General features: G+C 33.8%; 26 protein-coding genes and 1 pseudogene. 8 read left to right on the top strand and 19 right to left on the bottom strand.

The features are described 5' to 3' along the window. Positions 1-2: 2 nt before the first annotated feature. The 3 genes from AC4E8A_RS20805 to AC4E8A_RS20815 are packed head-to-tail and all read right to left on the bottom strand — an operon-like array spanning position 3 to position 2,033. Positions 3-869 carry a hypothetical protein gene (locus AC4E8A_RS20805; RefSeq protein WP_490195685.1) on the bottom strand — a complete coding sequence of 289 codons (867 nt, stop codon included), beginning with the start codon at positions 867-869 and terminating at the stop codon, positions 3-5. Then, the gene (locus AC4E8A_RS20810) at positions 866-1,648 is read right to left on the bottom strand and encodes an ImmA/IrrE family metallo-endopeptidase (protein ID WP_490195686.1); all 783 of its coding nucleotides are present in this window, start codon (positions 1,646-1,648) and stop codon (positions 866-868) included. Before AC4E8A_RS20810 ends, AC4E8A_RS20805 begins: the two co-directional genes overlap by 4 nt. Further along, positions 1,641-2,033, bottom strand: a complete 393-nt coding sequence (locus tag AC4E8A_RS20815) for a helix-turn-helix transcriptional regulator (RefSeq protein ID WP_490195687.1) — start codon at positions 2,031-2,033, stop codon at positions 1,641-1,643. The genes AC4E8A_RS20810 and AC4E8A_RS20815 overlap by 8 nt, the downstream gene beginning before the upstream one ends. A gap of 324 nt (positions 2,034-2,357) precedes the next feature. Between AC4E8A_RS20815 and AC4E8A_RS20820 the strand changes: the two genes are divergently transcribed. The 5 genes from AC4E8A_RS20820 to AC4E8A_RS20840 all read left to right on the top strand — a co-directional run bounded on the left by AC4E8A_RS20820 (position 2,358) and on the right by AC4E8A_RS20840 (position 4,826). Continuing rightward, positions 2,358-3,206, top strand: a complete 849-nt coding sequence (locus tag AC4E8A_RS20820) for a helix-turn-helix domain-containing protein (RefSeq protein ID WP_490195688.1) — start codon at positions 2,358-2,360, stop codon at positions 3,204-3,206. Between the two features lie 21 nt (positions 3,207-3,227). Further along, on the top strand, positions 3,228-3,497 hold the full coding sequence (locus tag AC4E8A_RS20825; protein WP_490195689.1) for a site-specific integrase: 270 nt from the start codon (positions 3,228-3,230) through the stop codon (positions 3,495-3,497). Between the two features lie 66 nt (positions 3,498-3,563). After that, the gene (locus AC4E8A_RS20830) at positions 3,564-4,100 is read left to right on the top strand and encodes a tyrosine-type recombinase/integrase (RefSeq protein WP_490198955.1); all 537 of its coding nucleotides are present in this window, start codon (positions 3,564-3,566) and stop codon (positions 4,098-4,100) included. Then, positions 4,097-4,333: a hypothetical protein gene (locus tag AC4E8A_RS20835; RefSeq protein WP_490195690.1), complete on the top strand. Its 237-nt coding sequence runs from the start codon at positions 4,097-4,099 to the stop codon at positions 4,331-4,333. The genes AC4E8A_RS20830 and AC4E8A_RS20835 overlap by 4 nt, the downstream gene beginning before the upstream one ends. A 334-nt stretch (positions 4,334-4,667) precedes the next feature. Next, on the top strand, positions 4,668-4,826 hold the full coding sequence (locus AC4E8A_RS20840) for a hypothetical protein (RefSeq protein WP_490195691.1): 159 nt from the start codon (positions 4,668-4,670) through the stop codon (positions 4,824-4,826). A gap of 105 nt (positions 4,827-4,931) precedes the next feature. On the opposite strand, the gene AC4E8A_RS20845 is transcribed toward AC4E8A_RS20840, so the two are convergent. The 3 genes from AC4E8A_RS20845 to AC4E8A_RS20855 all read right to left on the bottom strand — a co-directional run bounded on the left by AC4E8A_RS20845 (position 4,932) and on the right by AC4E8A_RS20855 (position 8,859). Next, positions 4,932-6,287, bottom strand: a complete 1,356-nt coding sequence (locus AC4E8A_RS20845) for a recombinase family protein (RefSeq protein WP_490195692.1) — start codon at positions 6,285-6,287, stop codon at positions 4,932-4,934. Between the two features lie 2 nt (positions 6,288-6,289). Next, positions 6,290-7,714 carry a recombinase family protein gene (locus tag AC4E8A_RS20850; protein WP_490195693.1) on the bottom strand — a complete coding sequence of 475 codons (1,425 nt, stop codon included), beginning with the start codon at positions 7,712-7,714 and terminating at the stop codon, positions 6,290-6,292. A 911-nt stretch (positions 7,715-8,625) separates the two neighbouring features. Further along, entirely contained in the window at positions 8,626-8,859 is a 234-nt protein-coding gene (locus AC4E8A_RS20855; RefSeq protein WP_490195694.1) for a hypothetical protein, read from the bottom strand. A 413-nt stretch (positions 8,860-9,272) separates the two neighbouring features. On the opposite strand from AC4E8A_RS20855, the gene AC4E8A_RS20860 reads away from it, so the two are divergent. Further along, positions 9,273-9,641, top strand: a complete 369-nt coding sequence (locus AC4E8A_RS20860; protein WP_490195695.1) for a hypothetical protein — start codon at positions 9,273-9,275, stop codon at positions 9,639-9,641. 270 nt (positions 9,642-9,911) lie between these two features. On the opposite strand, the gene AC4E8A_RS20865 is transcribed toward AC4E8A_RS20860, so the two are convergent. Next, entirely contained in the window at positions 9,912-10,601 is a 690-nt protein-coding gene (locus AC4E8A_RS20865; protein WP_490195696.1) for a restriction endonuclease, read from the bottom strand. Positions 10,602-10,637: 36 nt separating this feature from the next. Next, a complete protein-coding gene (locus tag AC4E8A_RS20870) occupies positions 10,638-11,459 on the bottom strand; it encodes a nuclease-related domain-containing protein (RefSeq protein WP_490195697.1) in 822 nt (273 codons plus the stop codon). Between the two features lie 375 nt (positions 11,460-11,834). Between AC4E8A_RS20870 and AC4E8A_RS20875 the strand changes: the two genes are divergently transcribed. Continuing rightward, entirely contained in the window at positions 11,835-12,974 is a 1,140-nt protein-coding gene (locus AC4E8A_RS20875) for a transposase (RefSeq protein ID WP_490195698.1), read from the top strand. Between the two features lie 573 nt (positions 12,975-13,547). Here AC4E8A_RS20875 and AC4E8A_RS20880 read toward each other — a convergent pair. The 11 genes and pseudogenes from AC4E8A_RS20880 to AC4E8A_RS20930 form a co-directional block, all read right to left on the bottom strand. Next, entirely contained in the window at positions 13,548-14,081 is a 534-nt protein-coding gene (locus tag AC4E8A_RS20880; protein ID WP_490195699.1) for an NUDIX hydrolase, read from the bottom strand. 82 nt (positions 14,082-14,163) lie between these two features. Then, positions 14,164-14,502, bottom strand: a complete 339-nt coding sequence (locus tag AC4E8A_RS20885; protein ID WP_490195700.1) for a hypothetical protein — start codon at positions 14,500-14,502, stop codon at positions 14,164-14,166. Positions 14,503-15,374: 872 nt separating this feature from the next. Then, positions 15,375-15,848, bottom strand: a complete 474-nt coding sequence (locus AC4E8A_RS20890; protein ID WP_490195701.1) for a hypothetical protein — start codon at positions 15,846-15,848, stop codon at positions 15,375-15,377. A 192-nt stretch (positions 15,849-16,040) separates the two neighbouring features. After that, complete coding sequence (locus AC4E8A_RS20895; protein WP_490195702.1) at positions 16,041-16,679, bottom strand: HD domain-containing protein; 639 nt, start codon at positions 16,677-16,679, stop codon at positions 16,041-16,043. A 112-nt stretch (positions 16,680-16,791) separates the two neighbouring features. After that, positions 16,792-17,733 carry a LysR family transcriptional regulator gene (locus tag AC4E8A_RS20900; protein WP_490195703.1) on the bottom strand — a complete coding sequence of 314 codons (942 nt, stop codon included), beginning with the start codon at positions 17,731-17,733 and terminating at the stop codon, positions 16,792-16,794. 170 nt (positions 17,734-17,903) lie between these two features. Beyond that, a complete protein-coding gene (locus AC4E8A_RS20905; RefSeq protein ID WP_490195705.1) occupies positions 17,904-18,434 on the bottom strand; it encodes an AAA family ATPase in 531 nt (176 codons plus the stop codon). Positions 18,435-18,554: 120 nt separating this feature from the next. Continuing rightward, entirely contained in the window at positions 18,555-19,097 is a 543-nt protein-coding gene (gene lepB / locus AC4E8A_RS20910; protein WP_490195706.1) for a signal peptidase I, read from the bottom strand. A gap of 206 nt (positions 19,098-19,303) precedes the next feature. After that, positions 19,304-19,777: a DUF4367 domain-containing protein gene (locus AC4E8A_RS20915; protein ID WP_490195707.1), complete on the bottom strand. Its 474-nt coding sequence runs from the start codon at positions 19,775-19,777 to the stop codon at positions 19,304-19,306. Between the two features lie 194 nt (positions 19,778-19,971). After that, the gene (locus AC4E8A_RS20920) at positions 19,972-20,553 is read right to left on the bottom strand and encodes an HIT family protein (RefSeq protein WP_490195708.1); all 582 of its coding nucleotides are present in this window, start codon (positions 20,551-20,553) and stop codon (positions 19,972-19,974) included. 411 nt (positions 20,554-20,964) lie between these two features. After that, positions 20,965-21,282: pseudogene (locus AC4E8A_RS20925) on the bottom strand (redoxin domain-containing protein); the annotation flags it as partial. Positions 21,283-22,581: 1,299 nt separating this feature from the next. Continuing rightward, positions 22,582-23,385, bottom strand: coding sequence for a M23 family metallopeptidase (locus tag AC4E8A_RS20930; protein WP_490195710.1), 804 nt, complete (start codon positions 23,383-23,385; stop codon positions 22,582-22,584). 944 nt (positions 23,386-24,329) lie between these two features. Here AC4E8A_RS20930 and AC4E8A_RS20935 point away from each other — a divergent pair. After that, entirely contained in the window at positions 24,330-25,289 is a 960-nt protein-coding gene (locus AC4E8A_RS20935) for an LCP family protein (protein ID WP_490195711.1), read from the top strand. Positions 25,290-25,698 lie beyond the last annotated feature (409 nt).

The following is a 25,698-nucleotide window of genomic DNA, read 5'->3' on the forward strand; positions in this document are numbered from 1 at the left end:
TTCTAATATATAATCTCAATTTCATCACGACTCAGCAGTTGTAGAAATTCTTCATTACCTATTTTCTCTTTTTGTTGATTTAGGTTTAGTACTTTGTTTATTTTTCGATGATAACGGGTTTTTCTATCTGGCTTTCTATAGATAGGTATAAGGTCAGCTAGATTGTGATTAACAGTGTTTCTGAATAGACTTTGTAGAAGTGTATCATTGCTAAGAAAGGTAATATTGTTGGAAAATGGACTAGCTTTAGTTGCAGAAAAAAAGCTTCTTTCAACAAAATCATATAAATCATGATCTATTCCTACGAATGTCACATCTGCCTTGCCAGGTAGTTGTTCAATTATTGTAGAAACCCATAATAAAGATAATTCGCCTCTGTTTATATCCTCATTCTCAGAAAAAAAAGAGTGATATTCTGAGAATATCATTTGTTCCGCCTTTGAAAAATGTCGTTTCGCATCTTTCACACGATCTCTCAACAACTGAATACTAGAAAAGGCCCGCTCACTAGCAATTAGGAACTTACTTTTAGCTGCGTTTAAGTCATATTCAACTTTAAGCAGGTCTATTAGGTCTTCTTCTTTTACATAAAGGACTTTTCTAAATTTAGATAAATAGTTTAAATAGCGAAATTCCTGATCCTCAACTAATCTCATTTCTTTTGCAATGGTGTCTGTTAGAAGTAAGGGCGCACCTTTAGTATAGGTGTGAAATGTTAGGTCCTGATAATTATAAAAGGCTAGTTCATGTGAGGATATGGCCGAAGTATCATAGAGGTAGACTTGTTTCATATCATATAAGACATCGACTATTTCTTCCATGTCAGTAATAAATGGCGTTTCTTTTTTGATGAATTGATCCAGACTCATTTTTGTTTCTCCATTCCTAAGTCAGAAAAGAAGCGCTCGATTTCCTCAAATACTTTCTTATTAGATGTTTGAGCCACACTAGGTAAAGAATTTTGAGCCATTAGGGTTTCTAAACTCTTAAAATTTATTACATTGCTTGGTTCAAAAATATAGGTATCTTTGCCAAGTCTATGAAACTCTTCTACAAAATTTATCTTTTTATCAAATAAGGCTTTTAAATCATCTATCTTTATAAGGTTAAGCTCATATAGTCGGATGAGAATCGCCTTATAAGGAGCCTTAAACGCAATCATACATAGCAAAATTTTCGTGTAGAGCGTTTCTTTTTCATTTTCAGGACCAGTAAAAAAAGAAGCCAACTCATATTCATCGAGTAATAACAGTGCAGCAAAATAATCTGCCTTTCTCTCTTCACTGCGATTATCAATCTCAGCTTCAATAAAATGTAACTTTTCTATTTTCTTAAAACTATTGAGTAGATGATATAATTCATGAAATATAACAAAGTTTTGATACATTCTAGGTTGAGCTGAATTAATATAACAAATCATTTTCCCGGTATTTGTCGTGCGTATGAAACCTCCGAAGGTTAAGTCACGGATGGGGGCTTCAATTAGATAATGCTTTTTCTCAATGAGTTTTTTAGCACCATCGATTCGGCTCCAGCCTTTAGGATGGTAATTTTGTAGATAGTGATTGACCGCCATATGAATTTCCGAACGAATTCCTTTATTTTCTTCTAACAATTGAGGTAAGTCATCAAATGTAATTTCAGGCATTTGGATGTTCCTCCGTGTTATAAGTTTCAATTAATTCGAAAACCCTAAACAGCTGATGTAACCCTTCTTCACCTTCTTTAGACAAAGTACCTGCTGAAAAAGCGATTGCCTTTAATTCTTCAGAGCCTACTGGTTGGTAGTCAAATTCAGAATTCATAAAGTAGGTTTCCTCAAGTCCTAAAACCTCTGCTAATCGAATAGCAAAATCAAGGATATTCTTCGGTCTTTTCCCATTCAAATAATCCGAGAAATTAGATTCGGACATTCCAATTTTTTTTGCAAGCCTTTTCCTCTTTAATCCCTCACCATCGATAAAAACATTAATATTCTCCAATGTTTGCCTCACATGAGGTTTTAAAGAAGGTTGTTCATGAAAACCTGCCATTGATATCAACTCCTTATTTTAATTATAACATCACATATGTTAATAATCCATTATAGGCGAATAAACTTAGTGTTAAATCAGAAAATAAAGCTAACATAAAAATTAATCGCAAAAAAATTCGTTAAAACTGTAAAAGTGTATATGTTCTGTAGGTTTTTATTTTTATCTATCATTTATTAAATGCTTAATCTTTATGTAAGAGCATATAGAAATATCTTTTATACGGTTAATTGTTATTATATTTGTCAAAAATGGCAGTTAGACCATGTTAAAAAGGAGGGTAGAATTTTATTCATTTACATTCACTAAACAAGGAGGAAAAGAATGAGTAGTAATAATGATCGAACAGTAGCTTTAGGTAATCGATTAAAGGAGCTTCGTAATAAGCACAACCTAACCATTTCTGGATTAGCTGAAATCTTAGGTATCTCTCATAGTTATGTAGGGTTTTTAGAAAAGGGGACAAGAAAAGGATCTGAAGAAATCTTGAAGAAGTTTGCTGATTTCTTTCGAGTATCGCTAGATGAATTATTAGGACTACAGAATTTAGTAGTAGACACGAACCAAAAGTCTTTGCATGAAGGATTCCAACAACCAACAGATAAGATTGTTGAGTTAAATGGGTTATTGATGAAATTAAATGAGGAAATCCAAGCTTCATTAGTAGAGCAATTTAAGGTGCAGGTTCAACAGGCTCTTTACAACCTTTTGACACCATACGATATTTCAGATATTAAGCGAACTATCACAAAACTTAAAAACACATGGTTTTCTGAAAGCGATGAACTACTAGAAGAACCTCAAACCCAGAAAGGGTACATCAGTTTACCTAGTGGTCAAATGTACTTCCAACTAGAGCTAGAAGAAAATGCATTGCGTATTCAGCTACTATATGAAGACCGGAAACAACTAAGTATTTTTGAAAATTGGTTAGGCGAATGCTCGGCCTCCTATAAGACAGACGAGAATATTCAACACATTAATGAGCCACAAAAAATATTGAATATTCTATGGTTAAGTCCAAATTTGTCTTACAGAAAGCAATATTATTACTTAGCCGATAAGGATTTACTTTCATTAGAGTTAGACTATTCAGACCCCAAATTAGAATGGTATATTCACAACTACCATAAACGGAATTCCATCCAAGACATCGATCAGAATATAAGTTAAGAAAGAGGGTGAATTCAACCAATGATTATCCAGCCAAACTTTGATTTACCTACGTTCGCAAAAAAGTTCTTTCGGCATTTAAAAAGGAAGAACTACTCACCAGAAACGATTAAAGGATATGAAAAAGATTTAAATAAATTTACATCCTTTATTTACAATCTATATGATGGTTACATTTTAACAGAAGAAATTAGTAAGGATGACATTCTCGAATATCTAGATTTTTTGAGAGATCAGCCTTACAAGGCAAATTCAATCGCTCGGTACTTTTCCAGTATTCGATCCCTGTAGTTAGACTTTAAAACGAATCCAACACTAGGGATTACAACAAGAAATGTCTATGTTCCTTTACCGGAAATCTTAGACACTGATGAGATGGGACTACTCTTATCTACAGCTAAAGAACATTCTGAACTTCATCACGTGTTGTTAAGCTTGATATATTATACTGGTTCAAGAATTACAGCAGCTCGAACACTGTTGAAACAAAATGTTGACTTAAAAAACAATAAAATCTATTTTCCGCGGATAAAAGGTGGAAGAGATCTCTATTTACCGTTACATCCTACATTACTAGAATTGTTAAGTGATTATTTGCTCAAAACAAGGAACAATGGATCAGATTTTTTGTTTCCATCTCCTAAATTTATCAATAAACCAATCAGTGCGGCTGATATTCGGGTGAATTTGAAAAAGATTGCAAAAAAATGCAACTTAACAAAACGAATTACACCCCATGTTATTCGACACTGCACGGCGACACATTTAACACTGGAAGGTGTTGATCAAAAGTATGTTGCCTCTGTATTAGGTCATACTGATTCTCGTTCAACAGCTCGGTATCAACATTTAAATGTTGAGGACCTACGACCCGCAATGGGGAGATTAAGATGAAACTTGAAAATCTTCTTAAAATCACGATGATGGCAATACTCTTACGTGAACATAACTTACCAGTGGAACAAGCCCTTTGGTTAAGAAGAGAGCAAATAGATGCAAGCAAAAGAATAGTGGTTATAGAAAATTTAACCGTGTTGAATAACATTGACCCACTTTTTTGGGATTGCTATGAAGCCCTAATAAAACTAAATAGCAACCCCTCACCAAGTGAATATGTGTTTATCTAAGAAGAAAGGGATACTCTCCGCCGAGAGTATCTCTTTCTTCTTTCTACTGGTAAAACATCTTTTCATGGTTACCATTAAGAGATACCATATCCATAGTAGAATTTTCGCCAATTATTGTTTCATATATACAAAATAACTTCATAAAATTTCAATTTTATGAAGTTATTTTATATAAAAAATGGAGAAACCCCTGTACAGAAGGGATTTCTCAGCAATAGTCATTTCTAAAAAATGAGAAGTTCAGTATAGTCAACTTCTCATTTTATTATACACTTTTGGATTAAAAATTTTATCCCCTGTCTATACTTTCTACTGTAGATAGGGGGTGAAACAATTGAATAAAGATGTAGAACTAAAATCCACACAAATAGACTGGGTTGCTCAATTCCTAAACTTGCCCCCCAAAGATCAAATTGAATTTCTGTTCCGTCAGACGTTAGAAATGGAAATTCGTAAGGAAGTCGAAAGAAAAGTTTTCGGTAATATCGATTAAGCAGCCAGTATGAGTAGAGAGAAGTGGCTTTCTCTCTACTTGCTATTATTAATAAAAATACTAAACACAATACATTTCCAATAAAAAATCATCCCCAACCTTTCATTAAGTTGCGGGATGACTTCTTATTGGTATGAGTTCCATTTGTTCATTGAACGTAAACTTCAACTGTTCTTTAATTAACCGTTGTTTTAATTGCTTTAAATCATTGCTCTTAATTAGGGACTCATAAGTTTCAGCACCCGTTATATAAACAAGTAAATCCCTTCCCTCTTGTTGCTGCTTTAGTTGGTTATTTAACACCTCCATATTTCTCTCAAATGTTTCCGATGAAATTAATGCTTTTGCAAACTTCAGTTCACATCGTTCCTTTTCCATCATAATATTTTGATATTTTTCTTCGTTGTTCTTTTTCTTACTTGGAGGAGTAACCTGTTTTTCAGAATCCATTTCTATCAAATAGTCGTAAACAAATGACTCAATTTTTTCTTTATCTACTTTAGGACAAGAAGTTTTATTGATTTTCTTATTATAGCAAGCATATATACCTCTTTCTGCAATGCCGTACATATTCGAATAGCATCTGGGACATATTAGACTACCTGATAAGAAATGAAAATTCTTCACTTCTTTCTTCTTATGACCTTTTCTGGGCCGGAGTCTTTGAACATTCTCAAATATTTCTATACTAACAATAGCTGGATGTTCCTTATCAGATACTGGGATATATATGAAATTCCCGTCCTCATCCTTTTCTTTTTGATAGATTAAACCTGTATACGTTTTATGCTCCAGTATATTATTCACTTTGGCATTTGACCACGGTTTTACTTTTCCCTTATCATATAAACCTTCTGCATTTAACTCTCTCGCAATTAGAGTAGTTCCTTTTCCTTTCAAATACTCTTCATATATTCTACGTACAACAGCAGCTTCCTCTTCCTTAATTATTAAGTAATAGTTTTCGTCAACATCATAACCATAAGGCTTCTTCGCATAAATGAATTTTCCTTTGCGAAATTTTTCTCTAGATGATTCTATGATCCGTTGATTCCTTTGTTTATTTTCTAGCTCTACTTGAAGTCCCATCATTACAATTTGTAATGGTGACATAAAATGCGAGGTGAGATTCTCAGAAACACTTACGAACTCAATTCCTTGTTCAACCATATCATTCATCGTTAAAATAAATTCATAGGAATCTCTAGCAAGTCGATCAGAAAAAGCTACGATAACCATATCGATTTGCTCATTCATTATTAATTTTTTAAGCTCTTGATATTGCTCCCTCCCCTCAACCTTTGTTCCTGTTTTACACTCATCAACAAAGATATGCTTGAGGATGATGTTATTCTTTGTACAGTATTTCTGAATTGTGTCCATCTGAGTTGGAATACTGGATTTTGGATTAATAATCCCAGACGTTCTTGCATAACCAACAGCAATCCTAATCCCTTTCATTTCTACAATTCACCTACACTTTGAAAGACTTCTCGGTGGAACAACACTTTAATTTGTTTTTTTGAGAAATCTACAGTTATCAAGTAGGGTAGTGCAAACAGAGAAGAATGAATCCCTTGTTTAATTAAGTCCGTCATCTTCTTGTCATTAGTACTTCTTACAAAATCAATCAAATGTTCTGTCACTAGCAGCTCTTGTTGTTGAGTTGCTATGGTTTCTGTGTTTACTAACATCATTTTCTCTTTGGATGTATGGTGGTCCGGTAACAACTCAATTCTTTTTCTTCTTTCATCGAGTTCTTTAATCTTCTTCATATGGAACTTCCTTTTTAACTGATACTGATTAAGAAGGCTATTTCGCTCATTCTCTAAACTAAAATTATTCAAAGCACCCTGTATCAATTTAGAGACTTCCGATAAAAACACTTGTTTAATTTTTATCAACTCTACCTCTCCGTTGCAATTATGGCAGCGTACTATATTCATTTCTTCTACTAATGGCTCCGAACAAGCCAAGCATAAAGTGAAGTGAGGAGAGCGGTTTGAAGTTTTTCTTTTTCTACCACTTTTCTCAAACTGAAGCTTTTTTTGAACAAGTCCAAATGCTAAAGGATCAACAAGTGGCACCACATTTGCTTTTTCGACTAAATAGTTTTCTGCGTTTTGTAATGTTCCTTTAAGAACCCCGCAGTAAATTTCATTAGAGAGAATATATTGGACTGATTTATACGTCCACTCTTTTCCTCTTCTAGTAAAACCAACACGCTGATTTAGCATTTTTGCAATTTGTCTTAAGCTCATCCCATACAGATAAGAATGAAATATGGCTTGTAATATGAGCAACCCCTGCGACATTTGAAGATCATTCGTATGTTCAAATGTTGCAGGAACTAGCTTTTCCTCACTTTTAACGTAGCCAAGTGCCGGGTAATTCCCATCAAAACTCTTTCGAGTCAAAACCTTTGCTTTTCTCCCATCGGCCATTCTTTGGAGAATCCGTTCTCGATTTTCTTGAGCCATGCCCGTCAACATAAGAAATAATATTTTGAAATGTTCTGAGTCACTTGCAATCCGCTCCGCTACAAACACAACTTGTTTAACATAGTTCAATATTTCTAGCATTGTTTCAATATTATGTTTTAAATCTCTCCCAAATCGATCAACTGAATACACAACTAGAATATCTGCATGAACGGTTCCAGATTTTAAATCTCTTAACATTTCCTGAATTTCAGGCCGATTGGTATCTTTTCCAGAATATCCTACATCACTATATTCTTTTACCAGTTGCAATTGATGCAACTCCGTATATCGTTGGTTCGCTGCTTGTTGATATTGAACACTTTCACTCGCTGACATCCCACTAACCGTGATAGACTTTCGACAATAACTTATATAAGTCTTTAAATTGGAGTCAAATAAGTTCAAAAGCTTGTTCCCTCCTAACAGTACAAGTAGAATTTGAGTAGAGTAGAAAAAATGTTTCAACTGAGTATAACTTCTACAATGGCGGTTATAATAAGAAGAACAACATAGCCATTCCAAAACTACAAATAGTACATTTGTCTTCCACTTTGGGATAAGTGCTTTTTGCCATATTCATTTCCTTTTTCAAACGAGGCAATTCTCATTATGTCCAATTCTTTTCTATAATAAACTTAAAATAAAAGACAAAGGTTATCCCTCTGCCTTAAACAAAATTATTTAATTCTTGGTATATAAACTCTTCCTTTTTTTCTTCAAGACCAATCTACATAGGTATCTACGAAGTTATACTATTCAATGTATCCACTAATCTAAGCTGCTAACCAATTCAACAATTCCTACTCAACCTCAAAACATCTTTCATGCGTTCATCTAGTCTAGTTTTAAACAAGTTAGATATAGTTTGATTAACTCATGAATAATCAAGTACGGAACGTCTTAATTGAGCATATCAATAAAGAGCGACATTGTAATGTCGCAATTGTACCTTGAATGAAAAAAGTTTCTGACACAAGACCTATATTATGTAAGGAATGGTTGGCGAGAAAGTTCATCACATCGACGTTATTCAGGAAATTGTCCGCCCACCTAGCAGTTCATCTACTTTTACATTTATTTACCTCCAAGTATTCTTCACGAATTTCCTTTAACCTTGCTATTTTAGCTCTACTATTAAAACACCTAGCTATGACGGATTGTTTTGGCATGATAAGTTAAGTCTTCACAATTCTCTCTTTCGCCTTTTTTCATATATACCAAACCTTAAGGAGACAAATCTCATAAAGGGTGCTGATTAAGTAGAACTATATTAGCTCCCCAGAGATCAATTTCACAAAGCCCTTGTTATTTGTTAACTAAGCCCATTTACATAAACTCATGACTTCTCCTTTTTGAAAGTTCAATCGATAGTTCTCATTAAACGAAAGTGTTTCATTCGCTTGAAAGGTATGTAATGCCTCTCCAGATTCCATAGAATCCATAAAACGTATTTTTGCAACTGCATGCGCCTCTCCCAAAGATAATGCATCTATTACTCCTACTTGTTCATCCTTTTCTTTTGTTGATCGAATAATATAGTATTGATTCACCTCAAATACCCCATTTCCTTTAGATTTTGCATAAAGCAATATTGAAGCTACTTTTAGTCTATAATCGAACATGTATTTGTACAAATTAGAGTTTGAGAGATTGCCCTTCAAACTTCCATTTGACACATTCAGTTATATATGCCGAATCTGCTTTTAAAGAGAATTTATGTACTGAACTTAATTGGTTAATATCGCTATGTCGAATTTTTTTAAAAAGGAAATTCTCTTAATATTACTTATTGGGTATAGAAACAGGAGAATAATTTTTGAGGCTTTTAATATGTTCTCATTGTAACTATATTTCACGCTATTCATAGCACCATTATTTCTAATTTTTTTTAAATACACTCTAAGAATATCTTTAATAAACGGGTACAATAATTCAAACACTAAGTTAATGGAGGTATATGAATATGAGTGGAGTATTAAATCCAATAGACACACACTTTAAGCTAAAAATTCTACGTTTAAGGTATAGTAACTTTAATGATATTTATACAACAGCGTTTAGTAATGACAAAGATAAAATCCTTAACTATGTACTTGAAAACTTGGCCTGTTTTCATGAGATATATCCTATTGATTTGGATGAATATGAGGAAAACTATTATTTTCACTGGGATATTACACATGATCCTGTCATTCCTTATATTTTAGGCTTGTCAGAAAAACAATATGCTGACTTTGTCAGCCATAATTGTAAACACTTAATAACGATTCACTACTACTGTAATATTCGTGGTGAGGAAGACTGGAATCTATGTCTATTTGGTTGTTCTTAAAAAACTTCAAAAAACCCACAGACTGTTAGCACCTTATTCTGTGGGTTTCCTATCATATATTAAACGTAGAGTTGCAAGAGGTGTTAAAACTATCATAGAGGTTGAATTTGATCTTTATAGCCCCCAATTGTCTGAGTCCTATTAAACCAAAGAGTTTTATCTTTATATAAGGAATTAGCAAGTAAACTCGACCTCAAAAAGCCTTTGGATTTGATTTAGCTGGATCACGTCTTCCAGACAAATCTTATCCAAGGGTATCTGAGGTGCATATCAAATAGCAGCTTTGCTTCCTCCAATTTTTTTCCTTTCCGATACCTGCCACTTTTCAATCTTTCTTTTTACCCATTCCCTGCCATGACACTCCATCTTAAACGTATCTGCCTCTCTTAATGCATCCTGCGTAAATCTTGAAGTGGTAATAAAGCTGGTAAGTAAACAGTTGTGATTTCTTTTAGCCGAATTTAGTTCTCTAATCTCTTTAACAGTGATAGCATTGCCGGAAGCTACATAATGCTTGATTTGGATTGCTTCATTAGCTTTATGGTACTTATTGTAGATAATTAAATCGACACCACCATCTGCTCCTTCGGATGTCTCCTGGGGTTTATACCCCTTGGCTTTATAGTATAGAAAGCATAGCCTTTCAAACTCTCTCCATGACAATTCTGGAATTGAGGACTGGATAATCTCCTTGTCACTTCGTAAATGGTTTCTATGTATCTTCTCTTGCTTCGGTGATGAATGCCTTTTAGATATCGCTTTTCTTTTTTTGTTATTTTTAGGTTTCTTAGCAGGTAATACTCTAAATACGAATACTTCTATAATTGGTGTTAAGATAATGATTCCAAAAAACAGGTAGATGTTATGTGAATCCAATACAAACCAATATATAGATAAAAAACAAATTAATATTATTCCTGAAATAGTACTAGATATAGCTTTTCTTTGATTCTTAGACACCTAATTACTCCCTCTCCATAAATTCACAGACTAAAATCATTTTGCTTTAACCTGTGATTTTTGATGTTCGTAACAAAAAATATTCCCTTCAAACCTTTTAACAGAATCGCAATAACGCTTAACCTTTTCTGAAACAGAACCACCACACACTGAACATTTATATTCTTTTTCATCATTCGAAGCTGATTTCTGTTCCTTCAATTTAGCTACATGCTTTTCTCGAATAATAGGATCTGTAATGTTGGCATTCAATAGTGTATCATACATTTTTTCAACTTCTTCTTGAGATATAAGTGGTTGTTTATGAATTAATTTAAGAACCGATACTTTCCTATTGATATACTCAGTCAGTTGAAGATCATAAAGCACTACTTCATCTGATTTCACATCCCGAATCTCTAAATCCACTTTAAGGTTACACCTTTTAGTAAATGTTACAAAGGAATAGAACATATTTTGGTATTCTGGTTTTACCTGGTTTTTTAGAGCTTGTATATGACCATAATTTTGCTTCAAAGGATTCAACATTTTGAATTTCCCATTAATTAACCAGTTTTTGCTGTCCTTTCCGCCATATATAGTTCCCTGATAATTCTTCGTTTCAATAATAATAACGCCATAAGGGGTAATGATAACATGGTCAATTTGTGAGTAACCGGTTCTTGAATGTGAATTCTTAATCATTAGATCACTTAGGCAGCGGTGGTCTTTGGGCAACTGGGCCAATTGAATATCAATTTTATACTCTCCCAACTCTCCCTTTCTTGTTGCTATTTTCTCCGAGTGCCTAGTCTGCTTCTTATTAGATGGCTGCTTTTGTTCTTTTTCACCCAGAAATCTTTTTAATAATCCCAACATGAAGAATTGCCTCCTTGGTTCATACTATTCCTTCTTCTGTAATATCGGTATATATACTGAGTGATAAATAGTCACGAGGAGTAAAGGGAAACTTTTACAGAAAAACAATTTACAAAATTCGTTTTCCTATGCTTAATTTATGTCTTCCCAAAGCTTGGATGGCAATAAAGTTTTGTTTATCGACAAAGTCCAACAGCTTTTGTAAGTTGTAAACTTACAAATTTGTATTTTACCACCAAATTAAAACCAGAAAAGCTCTTCAGCGACTTCTCACTGCAGAGCTTTACATACCTTTAACCCGAACCTGTCCCTTTGTCCTTCATTATTTACTATCTAGCTACTAATCTTCGACAAAATTTGTAAGGTGTGATTACAATGATGATAGACTTATCTGCAAGATTCGGGGAGGGGATTTATTTGTATCTTATTCGTTCAATCTATAGGTGCATGAAAGAATGGCTGAGTTATCTTGCACAGTTTCTGAAACTTTATCTCAAATCATCAAACGAAATTAAATTGGAAAATATCGCTCTACGCAGTCAATTAGCATTATATGCTCAACGTTATGAAAAGGAAAACCTGGCTAAGCCGAGACCCACTCAGGCGTTTCGACAGCTTTTTGTATTCCTCTCCAAGCACTTAGAAAACTGGAAAGAAGTATTAATTATAGTAAAACCTGATACGGTCATTAGATGGCATCGAACAGCTTTCAAATTCTATTGGAAACAAAAGTCGAAAAAAATTGGACGGCCCACTCTACTGCCAACAACTGTTCGTTTGATTAAAAGAGTACATAAAGAGAATCCCTTGTTATCACCAGAGAAAATCCATGAAAAACTTCAGATTCTAGGAATTGACAACCCTCCTGCACCAAACACCATTGCAAAATACCTTCCTAGTACACGCAAGAAACCTTCTGACAAACAGATTCAATCATGGAAGACATTTTTGAAAAACCATCAACATGAAATATGGGCAACTGACTTCTTTACGATTCCCACACTAACTTTTAATGTGTTGTATGTACTGGTCATTATTCATCACCAAACTCGTAAAATCATCCATTTCAATGTCACCACTAATCCTACTGCCAATTGGACGATTCAACAATTCAGGAATGCAACACCCTATGGGAAGGTGCCGCACTATCTTATTCATGACAATGATCCTGTATTTTGCTCCAAAGCATTTCAAGCCTTTTTAACTTCATCGGGAATAACATCCAAGAAAACGGCCTACCGTTCTCCTTGGCAAAATGCCTATGCCGAAAGAGTCATCGGCACGATTAAAAGAGAGTTAACAGACCAAGTAATCCCTTTAAACGAGCAACACACATATCGTCTCCTTAGAGAATATATCAACCATTATTACAATACTGACCGCACTCATCAAGGCATACATGGGCAAACACCGATTCCGACGCCTAAGCACATGCCTGTGAAAGCAGCAGATCTTAAGTTAAAAGCAACTCCTGTCTTGAATGGACTCTACCATACATACAAACGGATTGCTTAATCTCACATTCATAGAATAAAAGGTTAGCCTTTTTAAAACGGATTTATAAAGGCTTTTTTGTCATGGTAAATTTTAATATGGCTTTTCATTCATTATCACATGGAGGACCAATTTATTTCTTATTTATCATATATTTTTCAATAAACTCCATAAAAAAGAAATCCATCCAAGGAATTTCCATGTGAAATCTCCTCGGATGGACTTTTTGAAGTGGACAGCGGCTGCTTGTTCAGCAAACGCCACCGACAGTTCAAGAAGTTCTAAATAACTTAGTGTTTAGTTCTTCTAAAATATCTATATAAATTTCCTAATCCTATTAAAATTAAAACGGTCAACGAAATGCCGTAAAAAAGCGACTTAAATGTGTAACTAAGCGAATTCATACTACTAACCATAGCAGAACCTAAAACAAAAAATAATACCACTACCAGCACCAATCCATTTTTCATATACCTTCCCCCATAAAAATAAACTCCCTTATTCAACAATACTGCCCCTTTAACTAAAGAAAGAATATTATAGTAACTTATCAATAAACTGACAGCTATAATCAAATGAAATTGGCCTAGTATTTTATAGGAACTTACCAAAGGCTCTTAAAAACAGTTTGTAAGAGAAAATTTTCATAGGAGAAACTCTTATTGATTCCATAACCATTTCATCTCTAAATTTTAGATAATTTCTAATTTGTTTCCTTCTATTTGGAATCATAAAAAAGGGCAACTTACCAGGATTAAACCACTCTACCTCTGCTGTTTCTGGACCATCCACAATCGGTGATCCACCCTCTAATTTCCCCAAAAATAAATGTTGGACATCATTGTATTGAGGTTGATAGTATTGCCCGATTTTTTGTTTAATTGAAATAGTAAAACCCGTTTCTTCTTTTGTTTCTCTTATAGCACAAATTGCTAATTCTTCATCCTTTTCTACTGTTCCCCCAGGTAGATCCCAGAGAGGATAATCTTTTCGCTTGGCTAACAAAATATTACCTTCTTGATTAATAACAATAGTAAAACAACCTGCAGTGTTCCCCATATATATGCCTCTTCTCTTCATTTCATTTAACTTAATACCAATTATTTCAAAATCTAGCAGCTTACTCAAGAAAAACTTCAGACAAAAAAAGGAGCTCTTCCTGTTCCAGATAAGCTCCCTTTAACGGAATACTAATTGTATGTATCTTGCTTTAAGTTAGTAACACATTTAAAACCTTAATATTATCTTCAGAATAATAGAGATATTGAAACTTATACTCTCCATCAGTCGTTTTAACGTTACCTTTCCCCTTCCCACTAAAGTCATGGGATAATTTCACATCATCTAAATTCCATTCTGCATTATCATCACCTTTTTTATAACCTCCTCTGTTTAGACGTTCTATTATCTCAACAGAAACATTTTGTGCTATTTCTTCATACCTATTTACATCATTTGTTCCAAGAATAATCATAGGAACCGCTGTAACAGCAAACAAAATAATGAAAACAATAATCCCTAATGAATGTCCTGGTGAATCCAAACCCATTTAAACACTCCTAAATATGTAATTTTTACGTGATGTTCTCCTTGCTGAAATTGTTTAACAACCCCAGACACTATTATTCAATAATTAATAACATAGTAAAAGCCGATTGGTTATATACAACCTTCGGCTTTTATTAACTATATAAACGGACCTTAATACCTCCAATATTGGCTTATTTTCACACAAACTCTCCTTTTACTTCTTCCATTAACCTGATCAATTGAAGAGGCAATAGTTAGAGGTCATCGGCTGATTTCAGTTTATGACCCCTTTAACTGTTTTATATATAAATTTCGCTTATCCATACGCAATTTAATTGCTCATAATTTTTTCGATAAACCTTCATCTATGGTTTCTAAATTAATTATGTATCTAATACTTTCTTTCCCCATAAGATTTAATAATCCTGTAAAATATCACCCAAAAACTGATCACCAATATATAAATTGCAAATGAATAATAGATGGTATACCCATGTCGATAGTGAAAAATCCCTATAGATACTGAAAAAAGCTCTATACCGACACTTATTAATGTCCAAATTAAGATGTAAACCAGAGAATAATGTGGCTTTATATTAAAATAATCATATAGATAAAAGAAAAGATAACTATATGGTCCGTACATTACATGGGACAAAAAATCCATCAATTCAAAGGATGAACTATCGTTTATTACATAATAACTTACTGGTAACACACTTAATGTGTGGTCGAATAAGAATCCAAAAAACATGCCACACATAAGATAAACTAAGGCTGTCTTTTTTGTAAACCGCTTTGGTAGTTTTAAAACCAATAAGGCTCCAAAAATGAGTGAAATAATAATACACCACTCGTTAGCATTAAAACCATTATCATAACGGGTTATATTCATATTATTTTGGATTCTCCCTCCACAAGGCCAATAAACCATCGGGCTATGCACCATAACAAGAATATAAAAATACCATACATGATAACGGAATGAAATATATTCCATCTTTGGAATGCTAGAAGACCAAGCCACAAATATATTTTTTCTTCCAAGCATAAGAACATTACGATTGTCCCCGACAGTCCCCATTTCCATTTGGTCTTCATTTGAGAGGTAAGCACGCATACAGACAAGAGAATTTGAAAAGGTATCAAAATAAAGCGATCAATATACATTGCAAAAGATCCTTCTACACTTCTAGTGAGTGGAACCCACTGCAAATTGACATCAAGTATGGTGTAAAGGGTAATAGTTAATATAACGATAAGGATGTACAAAAAAACCATTTCAGTAAGAGTTAATCCTTTAGGAACAACAGCGAATACAATCAACACTAACCAAGCTAACATTGCTATAACAGCAATGGACATAGGCATCATCCTTTCAAGAAAGTTGACATCTATAAGTATTGTTCCCAATAGGAATAACAGAATTCACAATAATATTTAAAGGAAGTCCTTCTTCCGTTAACCTGCCCCGTTTTATTACATAAGAAAAGCCACCTGATTTGGCAGCTGATCTTCAACATAGCATCCAATTGTTAAGGTCAATTTATTAAACAATTATTCCGTCCATTGCGAATGTAAAATACAATGGCAGAAATTCTTATTCCTATATTCCGGTTGGAAATGTTGAACAATATCTTCTTTCATGTTGCCAAATGTAGTTTCCGGTTTATGCTTAAAGCCCTCGTAAAATGCTTGGATAATCTCCTTTTTAAAATTGTTTCGCGGGAAGATTTTTATAATTTCATCACGCAGTTCTTTTGGGAATCGTTCAAACCCATCTCCCATAACATCTAAACCAACACCATGAAAAAGTAATGCTACTTCAGACTGTTTATGCTCTGCAACTCCAGGAGTCGTATGCAATGCAATGGCATCCCAAACAAGCTGTATGGTAGCATCTGAAATGTCATAATGCTGTAAAAACTGCCTTGCCGCATTCGCACCATCTACTTCAAACCGTAAATCCGAACTGCTATATTGTTTTGTTAAGCCTAAGTCATGGAATAAAGCACTGACATATAACAATTCCAAATCGTAATTTTGCTTCGCTTGTTTTCCATTTATCGCCCCAAATAAAAAGACACGATTTGAATGATTCCACAATAAGTCATTACCTTGCTCGCGTAAAATATCCGCTGCATCTTTCGCCAATTTGGAATCAGGAATCTGAATACCTGCTATTGTTTGTTGCATAATTAAAACCCCTTTACAATGTTTATTACTCATCTTCACGAGTTGTCTTCATTGTAAAGCCCTCCACATCATTTATCTATTCCATCATTTCTATAATAACGATAGAAAAAAACTATAATGCATAAGGGTGCAAAGAACAAATCGCTGCATGATCTGTGCGAAAATGGAGCTTTTCAATTTCACTTACTAATAACTTAATATATTGACGTGCTGCAAAGTTTATAAAACCATTCTTTTTCATCACGATAGAAACATGACTTGTCAATAACGGCTTTTCAATTTGTTGGTAAAATAAATCATTTGTATCATAAAATTCAAACAATGTACGTGAAACTATGCTACGGCCTAAACCACTTCGTACTAGATTCAAAATGGATTGAATACTAGATGTTTCTACAATCGGCTCAATTCGAATTCCAATATCAAAGCTAGTTTGATCAAGTATTTTTCTACATTGATGCATATTTGGGAATAAAATTAGAGGTTCATCTACGACTGAGGACAATGAAACTTTCTCTTCCCCATTACATCGATTGCTAATCAGATAAAATTCTTCTTCATATAACTTATTCACTTGCAATAAATCATTTGGGTAAAGATGAAATCCAATTCCAAAATCAGCTCGATTTTCTAGAACGGCCACTTCTACCTGATCTGTAGTCTCAATAAACACTTTTACGTTGGGATGTAACTGGTTAAATCGTATACACAAGGTGGATACCAACTCTGTTATTTCTCCAGGTAATACAGCAATTTTTATTTCACCTATTTCTAGTTCCTTCATTGCTTTAATTTGAGATGACATACTCTGCAGGGAACCTTGTATATTCAAAGTTTCTTGCCGTACAATTTCTCCTATCTTAGTAAGCTCAATTTTCTTTCCAATACGGTTAAAGAGTGGATATCCTATATCATTTTCAAGAATTTTAATTTGGTGACTTAAAGTCGGTTGAGATATTCCTAATTTTTCAGCTGCTTTAGTAAAATGTAATTCATTACTAACCATTAAAAAATACTCTAAATGTCGTAATTCGATTATTCTCAATCCTTTCAAATGTAATAGCTATTTTATCTATTACTATAAAAACTTCTATCTGTTAAATAAAAATATTCAAGAAATTATGCCATAGATTGTCGTTATTGCAGTTAAACTAAACTGCCCCAATAGTTGAACCAAGGGCAGGTGCTTGTCAGCAAACGCCCCCATTTATTGAAGAATATTTTTTAAGGGAGATTTAACTTTTCCATTACAGTATCAACAACCGCATTAACACTAACATTCTCTGTGTCAATGTACTCTCCAAAATTATATTCATTATATGCTTTTATACACTTATCAGTTTGTTGAAAACACCAATTCCCTTCTTCTTCCCCACGTTCTCGTAGCCTTTGATAAATAGTCTCCTTACTTGCTGTTAAACAGAAGTGGTATGTATTGCTATCAATGCTGTTAAATCCATTAATAATATAGTTAAAGTATTCAGGCTTTCTAATAGTCATAGGTACAATTAAGTTGACGCTATATTTTGAGATTATAGTTCTTGCTACATTAACTGTTAACTCTTTCCATAGTTGTAAGTCTTGAAAGTCTCCTGTCTCTGCTTCAAGTCGTTTTATATCTTTAGGTAAAACATTTCTTAACATATAGCCTACCTCTTCAGGGTCATATAACACACTATTTTCAATAACGTTAAGAAGTTCATTAGATATTGTAGTTTTCCCCACTCCGAAGGCACCATTTATCATTACTATCATTTTGATTTCTCCTCAGTCCAAAAATTTTATTTTTTTCTAAGGTGTTCTTATTTAACTCTTCTGCCCTTTACTTGAACAAAGGACGTATGCTTTTTGCAAACGCCCCTCTTGTAAATTTTCTCAATTTTTAATTATCCTTATATCGTTAAACGGATAGAAAACAAAATTTGTAGTACCTATAACCTCTTCAATAGGAATTGCTCCTATTTGTCTGCTGTCTTTACTGAATCTTCTATTATCCCCCATTACAAATAGATGTCCCTCTGGTACAGTTGATTTTCCTACAGCCGTATCCTCTAATTTAAAGGAATTTGTCAAGTTACCCTCAGTGTTTTCTTTTTGCGTTTTTAAATAGGGTTCGTCATAGGGCTTTCCATTTATAAATAATGTATCATCTTTATACTCAATCTTATCACCTGGCAAGCCGATAACACGCTTAATATAATCCTGCTCTTCATTTGCGTGAAAAACGACAATATCAAACCTTTCTGGTTCACCTACTTTAGAAACAATCATTCGTTCTTGGTCGTGTAATGTAGTATTCATTGAAGCACCCTCGACTACAATGGGGGTTATTAAGAAGGAACGCACTATAAATACAATTACTACTGCAAAGCCCAATGCTTTCATCCATTCTAAAACCTCATTTTTCTTTTCAATCATAACTGATTCTCCCTTTATTTAACTTTCATTGCCCATAACATAAATATTAGACGCTTTTAAATTAAGTATAGTTTCGGGATTATTCCGTTAAACTGCTCCAATAATTGAACAAGGGCAATAGCCGGATCAATTAGTAAATCTTCAGTTATTGCCCCCTTTAACAGAACAAAGGAACCTAATATAGATTGCCATTTTTCAACCTCAAATTATTCAAATGATTCTGCTGTCTTAATCAAATCTTCTTTCGTTATTTCTTTATCTGATTGTTTCCCGAAATAAGTGAGGTCATAAGAAATACCATCTTCAGTCCATTTCAGAATCATTGCTTCAGAATCATTTACAGCATATTTGCCTTCTTTATCCCCTATCTTTACATCTTCGAATTCTATATCTGAGTTTTCAACATTTTTTCCATTTACAGCCATCAAACCCATATGGTTGCTGCTTTCACTTGAACTCATTAAATCAATAATCAAAACAGTATCTTGGCTTGGTGGATGACTAACATTTGCATCTGTCACTTGAAATGGAGTTTTAGTTGGCAACTTAGGTTGAAACGCTTCGGCACTAATTTCTTCTTTTAAATCTGAATTATCAAAGTCTTCGAGACTGCTGACAGCCCCACTGTTCCCACAAGCGGCTAAAAACAATATCATAACGAAAACCAATAACTTCTTCATAAACTCCCTCCTAGTTTATTACTTTTACGAATAGAAAGTGTAAAAGTTTCACTTTTCAATAAAACAGTATTCAATTAACCTGCCCAGTAATTGAATAAGGGGAATAGTCTGAGTAGATTGACTGGACCATCAGTTTTGTCTCTGCTTCTTTGATAAGAGTACTTTCTTATTAGTGACCTTTCTAACAAATATCATCATTTATTCGGGATATTTTGTTCAAACCATGATCTAAGCTTTTCAGCATAGGTTAATCGTTCAGTAGGGTTGCTTAAACTCCCATGTGTTAGATAAAGATTGTCATTAAAATATCTTGGATAAACGTGAAGATGATAATGCCACACATCTTGACTACCACCAGGTTCATTATGTTGTCTTGTTGAGATACCATCACAATCGTAACATTCCTTGAGTGCCAGAGAGACTTGTTGTGACAGTTTATGTATTTTCGTTGCTATTTCTATAGGTAAGTCAAAAATATTTTCATAGTGTTGATTCGGTATAATAATCACATGACCCTTATTATTAGGCCACCATAATGTTGCAATCAAAGCAGTTACGACACCGTCATCATAAATAATATCTTGCTGCTTAGTTTGAACTTTCCTATTCATTGTGTCCTCTTCTCCTTTAACAGCTAAACAAAAAGGACAAACATAGTCTGGTGGCATATGGCTATATTGTTTCAAAGATATTCCCCTTCCGACATTTCCATTTGAATTGATTATTATTAAACTAAACTGCTCCTTCAACTTAATACCAATTATTTCAAAATCCAACTGCTGACTCAAGGAAAACTTTCATTTAAAAAAGAGCTTACCCTGTTCTGGATAAGCCCCTTTACTTGAACAATTTATGCCTGCTTTTTCTTCTGCACAAATACCCAAATTAAGTAAGAGAAATAACCAATAATAAGTGGTAATACAGGTGCAAAATTATATTCCCTTGGTAAGTAGGCAAACAAGCCAAAAGTTAGTATAAATGCTGGAACCATAATCCATAACCATACTCTTACTCTTCAATTTTTCAAATTTAATTCAAATCTCAATTTATTACCCCCTTGTATTTAACTAAACGCCCCGTTAATCAAGTAACTTCACAAAAAAAGCGTTAATCCTTCTTAGATCAACGCCGCCGTTTATCAGGGTAGCCTAGAAGGAATTTGACATCTTTATTAAGAAATAAATGAATTATCCCCTCGGCAAAATTTCATTAACCCATTTGTCAATATCCTGTCTACTCATTTCTCCTTGATACATTCTATTTACCTTACCTTCAGGTGTCACAAAAAATGATGCGGGAAGATTATAAATGCCATATTGATCATATACTTCGCCATTTTTGTCAAGAACCACAGGTATGGATAAGTCGTTATTTTCGAAAAATTTATTGATTGTGAACTCAGACTCTCTAATATTTATCGCTACAACTTCGAAATTTTGATTCTTATAGTGTTCATAAGCTTCTTGAATCGCTGGCATTTCCTTCTTACACGGTCCACACCAAGTTCCCCAGAAATTTTAGAACAGCCTTCCCACGGAGATCACTTAAGCTTAATTCATCTCCACTTAAGCTGGTCATAGTAAAGTCAGGAGCAGTATCCCCAACCTGCACTCTTTGATTTTCTTCTTTATTAAAAATGTTAGCATATAATGTGTAAGCTACCGCACTCAAAAGAATCAAGTGAATTATAGTCCTCATCAATAACCGCTTTTTTTTCTTCAACTAAAACACCCTTCGCTTAATTCAATATTTAAGTAGAAATTTTCATTGCTGATTAAATATTTCATTAGAAACAGTTGCTTATTGTCTGTATTCTAATTATAACAATCCTGCACAATTTTTCTTGTAAACTTTATGATAAACCTATGAAGCTAATGTTACTAGTTATTTTTTAAAAAGAATCTTCTAAATATAAAAGGTGATTATAGCAATCATTGGGAGAGAAGCAGGTAGCCACTATAGTTTAAAGGTAAAAGAAAAATTACAAGAGGGAGTACACAAATACCCCAGCATCTAAACACTATTCAATTAACTTGCCCGTTAGTAGAATAAGAAGCTACTTATGGCTTTTTCAATGATGTTTATACTTTTGTTTCATTTTACAAGGGAGTATTCATTTTGTGTCATAAAAAATGACACAAAAATACTGATTGGTTACTATAAAACTACAGTAATACCCATCTCCTTTGTGTCGCTCATCAGTGAAAGTATAACAATGAAAAAGAGTTTACTTATAATGCAGCATCTATGCAGCTTCCATAACAACTGGTATAGCTGTTTCCATCTACTATATTCAATATTGACAGTCTGAATAGACCACATGATAGATTATAGAGGAAGTTACAGGAGGATCATTACCTACAGCCAAACTCATTAATTAACTTAATAAGATCAGAACTGCCGTTTGTCTTATTTAAGTAATTGGCAAGATTTGAGTGAAATACTTTACATAAGGACTAATATAGAAGGTGAGAGTAGCAACTACTCTCACCTTCTATTAATTACTTTGTTCCCTGCGTATAATCTTGAATGTTAAGCAAAAATTGTTCATTGTAATAGTTGTCTAATTCCAGTTTGAAATATTCTCTCTAAAACCCTAATACTTTCATTTCTTGTTCAGCCCAGTGCAGTTTTCTCTCTAAGGCTAGTTTTTCCTTCTTCACATTTCTTTCTTAACAGGTTTTGGATAATATGTAAATATTATTTTCCTTTTGTACGCAAAAAAACACCGGTCCCCTTGTTAGGAAATCGGTGCTTCAGAAGATGTTTTTTGGATCAAATGTATTTTAGCACTGTTTTAGCTACTATCTGATGGTAAACTTATTGATGATTGTCTTACTTCCGACAGTAGAAACTATTTTATACTCACCTTTAGGATAATGGTAATCTAACAGTACCGATGTGTCAAAGCGTCCGCCACTTGAGGTCGTTCCTTCCAATGTTTTATATCGGACTGTTTCAGTTCTATCGCTGTTATATTTATATATTTTATGCACAACTGACGTACCGGAAATTGCTTGTCCTGAATCTGTTTCATCAACTGTCCATAGTTTTAAAGTGTCGTTTGTATTAAAAACACCGTACTGACTTATCCTTACCTTTGTTCCATCGATATCAGGGTTGTATGACATATAATTTTCTGGGTTAACAGCATTCGATTTAGAATTATTCCAATAGCCTCTATGAATCTCGAAATGAAGGTGCTGACCAGTAGAATAGCCTGTATTTCCCATCATTCCTATTCTTTGTCCAAGACTAATCGTTTGTCCTTCATAAACCTCATGGCCAGGCATATGACCATAAAGGGTTTGCCAAGTTTCACCATTTATATTATGAGTTAAAATGACATAGTAACCATAACCATCCCCATCATAAGCAACTCTAGATACTGTACCCGACCTTGCAGCAACTACGGGAACAAATCCATTATTCGCTATATCTACACCATGATGACTTGGACGGGAAGGTGTTCTAAATCCCGATGATATAACACCTTCAGAAGGGATTAGAAATTCAGGAGTCGCTGCATTCGCACTCTCCTCAAATCCTACAAAACTAACCAATGGCAATAAAAAGACAATCAATAGATAAAAACTTTTTCTCACCATTCTTCATCTCCCCTTCTTAATATTTTTTATCAATAGAAAAAAACCCCATCAACTATTTCATTCTAGTATAATGGTCTCTTCTATTCTACAATTATTCCCAAAAGAATATTCTTAAATGCTGAACGAAAAACCTTTCTGTTAGAAGGGTGAGATAACAGAGAATGGTAGAATACCCTAATAAAGAAGAATTAGGCGCAACTAAAAATTGTGCTGTTCAACCCCTCCCTTCAAGGACTGTTGTTTGCTTAAAATAGCTTTATAACAAACGCTCTAGTGTTTCAATCCAAATTATCTCTTACCCTTCCTCTAAAGATTTTGAATAATCTATAATAACATTGCCCAATTCCTGTTTTTCGTGTAATCTTGTCCATATGTGCGACTTTTTCATCAAGATGAACAAAGAATAATTTCCAGTACTCCAATCAATCGGAATGATTTTCTTATTTCAAAATCATTATTATTGTTTTATAGAAGAATGAATATACAAAAGAAGATAACCCCTCTCTGCTGGATAACCTTGTATACGAATATCTTATATTATTGACTTTTTTTCACAAATCCCAACATCATCGAGGTTATTTTAACGTTCTTATTTGCCCTCTAATGCTATTTTAGAAGGTAAAGAATGAACCTTATTCCCTCTTTACCTTTGGAGTTGAGGTTGTTTTAATGTGAAGTAAACAATCAGTACAAACATATTAAACGGATCCAGTTTACAAATGCCGAATAGGCTCCCTTATCATTTAATAGTTTTTTGAAGTCTTTCACTAGTTGTAAGATTAGTGATTTACTAACAACTAGACATTACTGGTAAGGACTGCTTTAATAGCCTTAAACAATTGTGCCTTTAAAGTAAATATTGATCTTGGAAAACCTAATTATTTTTTGCAAATAGTATAAAAAGAGCAGTGTATATTATTAAAATTAGAGAGAGGTAAATATCAATGACTTATACAAGAAGCCATAAAACTGAGATGAAAAAGAAGCGAAAAAAGAATAGGTTTAAAAGAATCATTTTGCTATTTTCTCTTACTTTCATGCTCATTTTCTTATTAATTAGCGGTTATATATTAACTCAATATCTTGAGGGGAAGAATAGTGTAGCGGAGGATTATACTGATATTAAAGATGAAGATGTTAAATTTAATGGTGTTGACACCGATTCACCACAAGTAAATGTATTATTGCTTGGCACGGATGCAAGAGGGGATGAAACTCCCAGAACTGACACGATCATGATTGCCCAGCATAATACAGAAACAGGGCAGTCTAAATTAATCTCAATTATGCGGGATTCATACGTTGAAATTCCAGATCATGGATACAACAAAATTAATGCAGCATATGCATTTGGAGGTTCTGAACTCCTAAGAAAAACCATTAAGTTAAACTTTGATATTGATATACAATATTTTGCTATTATAGATTTCAATGGCTTTGTTCAAATTATAGATGAGGTTTTTCCTAAGGGAGTAAAGGTTAATGTGGAAAAAGAAATGACAGCAGGAATAGACCCTCCACTTTCGCAGGGCCTTCAAAGTTTAAATGGCCAACAATTATTAAGTTACGCTAGATTTAGGAAAGATATAGAAAGCGACTTCGGCAGAGTACGCAGACAACAAGAAGTTCTACAGATATTAACTGAAAAATATACTGATTTTAATGGCATGTTGAAAATCCCGAAAACGATTGGAATAATGCAGCAGTATATAGATACAAATATAAAGAAAACATTATTGTTATCCTTAGCTACTTCTACATTAACTGAAGGAAGTAGAAATATAGAGACATTAAGAATACCAATAGATGAAGCATATACAGATGAAAACTATGAGGGTCCAGGGGCTGTTTTAGAGTTAGACATGAAAAAAAACAGACAAGCTATACAAGAATTTCTAAACTAATTAAATAAACCAGACATTCAGCCTGTAGATTCAGTAGTAATATACTAAATCTACAAGCTTTTTTATTTTTACTAATTAGAAAGACTTCTATATAATTAGTGAGCACACCTTCGGGTGTGTCATTAATATTCAGACAGTATTTTAGTCTGGTCATTGTCGCAGATATTGGAATTACACGATGAGGGCATTAGGCTTAGAGGTATTACTTAAAGTACTAGTTAAAAGCAACAGGGATCATTGACCTTGCTGAAAAGAAGCGGATAGCATGTCCGTTAGAGGGAGAAATGACGAATACAGAATCCTCCTTTTTTTCTTCAGGTTCACAGAGCGAAGGTCTGGCTTCTGGATATTTCGACCGGCAAATGCAGACAACATTAGAGGGGGGCTTATAAGCAAGCCCCCCTCTAAC

The sequence above is a fragment of the Bacillus sp. SRL337 genome (genome assembly GCF_984799155.1).